At 55.4% G+C, this 3,683-nt stretch carries 2 rRNA genes; both read left to right on the top strand.

What is annotated here, in order from left to right:
* Positions 1 to 182: 182 nt before the first annotated feature.
* A 23S ribosomal RNA gene (locus ASG71_RS00010) occupies positions 183 to 3,307 on the top strand.
* Positions 3,308 to 3,517: 210 nt separating this feature from the next.
* Positions 3,518 to 3,634, top strand: a 5S ribosomal RNA gene (rrf, locus tag ASG71_RS00005).
* Positions 3,635 to 3,683: the final 49 nt, after the last annotated feature.

Here is a 3,683-nt window from a genome sequence, read left to right as displayed (position 1 = left end):
TGGGGTGTGTGGTACGGGGTTGTTGTTTGAGAACTACATAGTGGACGCGAGCATCTTTTATAAGAAGCAATTTCCAAGAAATATGAACCTGGATCTGATCCGTGATTGTGCTGCCGCCYTTGGGTGGTGGTTGGTTGCGGTCCGGTTCCATGGTTTTCTCGAAATTACTCCTTGATCTTTGTGGTCAAGTTTTTAAGAGCACACGGTGGATGCCTTGGCATTAGGAGCCGAAGAAGGACGTAGGAATCTGCGATAAGCCTGGGGGAGTCGATAACCGGACTGTGATCCCAGGGTGTCCGAATGGGGAAACCCCGCCAGACGCGCGAGTGATCTGGTGACCCGCATCTGAACACATAGGGTGCGTGGAGGGAACGCGGGGAAGTGAAACATCTCAGTACCCGCAGGAAGAGAAAACAATAGTGATTCCGTTAGTAGTGGCGAGCGAACGCGGATCAGGCTAAACCGTTCCATGTGTGATAGCCGGCGGGCGTTGCATGGTCGGGGTTGTGGGACTTTCCGTTCCAGTTCTGCCGGACTGGTGAGGTGAGTGCGTGGGTATAGGTGAACGGTCTTGAAAGGCCGGCCAGAGAGGGTGTGAGCCCCGTAACCGTAATGCTGTCACGCCGCCTGGGAAGTATCCCAAGTAGCACGGGGCCCGAGAAATCCCGTGCGAATCTGTCAGGACCACCTGATAAGCCTAAATACTCCCTAATGACCGATAGCGGACCAGTACCGTGAGGGAAAGGTGAAAAGTACCCCGGGAGGGGAGTGAAACAGTACCTGAAACCGTGTGCTTACAATCCGTCGGAGCAGCCTTGTAGTTGTGACGGCGTGCCTTTTGAAGAATGAGCCTGCGAGTTAGTGTTACGTCGCGAGGTTAACCCGTGTGGGGAAGCCGTAGCGAAAGCGAGTCTGAACAGGGCGTTGCAGTGGCGTGATCTAGACCCGAAGCGAAGTGATCTACCCATGGCCAGGTTGAAGCGACGGTAAGACGTCGTGGAGGACCGAACCCACTTCAGTTGAAAATGGAGGGGATGAGCTGTGGGTAGGGGTGAAAGGCCAATCAAACTTCGTGATAGCTGGTTCTCCCCGAAATGCATTTAGGTGCAGCGTTGCGTGTTTCTTACCGGAGGTAGAGCTACTGGATGGCTAATGGGCCCTACAAGGTTACTGACGTCAGCCAAACTCCGAATGCCGGTAAGTGAGAGCGCAGCAGTGAGACTGTGGGGGATAAGCTTCATAGTCGAGAGGGAAACAGCCCAGACCACCAACTAAGGCCCCTAAGCGTGTGCTAAGTGGGAAAGGATGTGGAGTTGCGAAGACAACCAGGAGGTTGGCTTAGAAGCAGCCATCCTTAAAAGAGTGCGTAATAGCTCACTGGTCAAGTGATTCCGCGCCGACAATGTAGCGGGGCTCAAGTACACCGCCGAAGTTGTGGCATTCACATTTTATCCAAGCCTTCGTGGTTCAGGAGTGTGGATGGGTAGGGGAGCGTCGTGTGGGCAGTGAAGTCGCGGTGGAAACCAGCGGTGGAGCCTACACGAGTGAGAATGCAGGCATGAGTAGCGAAAGACGGGTGAGAAACCCGTCCGCCGAATGATCAAGGGTTCCAGGGTCAAGCTAATCTGCCCTGGGTAAGTCGGGACCTAAGGCGAGGCCGACAGGCGTAGTCGATGGACAACGGGTTGATATTCCCGTACCGGCGAAAAACCGCCCATGCTGAACAGGGGATACTAACCGCCCGARACCTGCCCGACACCCCTTGTGGGTGAAGGGTTTTGGTGGAGCGCGGGACCTGATCCTGGGAGGCAAGCGTATTAACAGGTGTGACGCAGGAAGGTAGCCGGGCCGGGCGATGGTTGCCCCGGTCTAAGGATGTAGGGCGAACGGTAGGCAAATCCGCCGTTCATGAAGCCTGAGACCCGATGGGACCCCCGTACGGGGGGATCCGGTGATCCTATGCTGCCGAGAAAAGCATCGACGCGAGGTTTTAGCCGCCCGTACCCCAAACCGACACAGGTGATCAGGTAGAGAATACTAAGGCGATCGAGAGAATTATGGTTAAGGAACTCGGCAAAATGCCCCCGTAACTTCGGGAGAAGGGGGGCCCCTATCGTGATGGACACACGCTGTCCGGAGCGTGCAGGGGCCGCAGAGACCAGGGGGAAGCGACTGTTTACTAAAAACACAGGTCCGTGCGAAGTCGCAAGACGATGTATACGGACTGACTCCTGCCCGGTGCTGGAAGGTTAAGAGGACCGGTTAGCCGCAAGGCGAAGCTGAGAATTTAAGCCCCAGTAAACGGCGGTGGTAACTATAACCATCCTAAGGTAGCGAAATTCCTTGTCGGGTAAGTTCCGACCTGCACGAATGGAGTAACGACTTCCCCGCTGTCTCAACCATAAACTCGGCGAAATTGCAGTACGAGTAAAGATGCTCGTTACGCGCAGCAGGACGGAAAGACCCCGAGACCTTTACTATAGTTTGGTATTGGTGTTCGGAGTGGCTTGTGTAGGATAGGTGGGAGACGTTGAAACCCGGACGCCAGTCCGGGTGGAGTCATCGTTGAAATACCACTCTGGTCACTTTGGACATCTAACTTCGGCCCGTAATCCGGGTCAGGGACAGTGCCTGATGGGTAGTTTAACTGGGGCGGTTGCCTCCTAAAAAGTAACGGAGGCGCCCAAAGGTTCCCTCAGCCTGGTTGGCAATCAGGTGTCGAGTGTAAGTGCACAAGGGAGCTTGACTGTGAGAGAGACATCTCGAGCAGGGACGAAAGTCGGGACTAGTGATCCGGCGGTACATTGTGGAATGGCCGTCGCTCAACGGATAAAAGGTACCTCGGGGATAACAGGCTGATCTTGCCCAAGAGTCCATATCGACGGCATGGTTTGGCACCTCGATGTCGGCTCGTCGCATCCTGGGGCTGGAGTAGGTCCCAAGGGTTGGGCTGTTCGCCCATTAAAGCGGTACGCGAGCTGGGTTTAGAACGTCGTGAGACAGTTCGGTCCCTATCCGCTGCGCGCGCAGGAAATTTGAGAAGGGCTGTCCTTAGTACGAGAGGACCGGGACGGACGAACCTCTGGTGTGTCAGTTGTACTGCCAAGTGCACCGCTGATTAGCTACGTTCGGATGGGATAACCGCTGAAAGCATCTAAGCGGGAAGCTCGCTTCGAGATGAGATTTCCATACACCTTGTGTGTGAGAGGCCCCCAGCCAGACCACTGGGTTGATAGGCCGGATGTGGAAGCGAGGACTAACGACTCGTGAAGCTGACCGGTACTAATAGGCCGATAACTTACACCACACACCACCCCTGGCAAACGCGCCTTCAAAAGCGTTTACCAACCAACGGGTGGYAAAAAGAGAAACAAGACTGCTTGCGTCCACTATGTGGTTCCCAACCAACAAACCCGCCACGGGCACGTTGCAAGGAACCAAAACAACTAMATACAACACCACATGTTGTAACCAAAGWCTTCCCACCACCCCACGGGGTTGGRWCGGGTAACAGGGTTACGGCGGTCATAGCGTGGGGGAAACGCCCGGTCCCATTCCGAACCCGGAAGCTAAGACCCACAGCGCCGATGGTACTGCACCCGGGAGGGTGTGGGAGAGTAGGTCACCGCCGGAACATCATTCAGGTCGAGAGCCTCCAACCACCAGGTTGGAGGCTCTCCCAC

The sequence above is a fragment of the Arthrobacter sp. Soil763 genome, assembly GCF_001428365.1.
Classification (GTDB): domain Bacteria; phylum Actinomycetota; class Actinomycetes; order Actinomycetales; family Micrococcaceae; genus Arthrobacter.
This window is presented reverse-complemented; position numbering and strand designations above follow the sequence as displayed.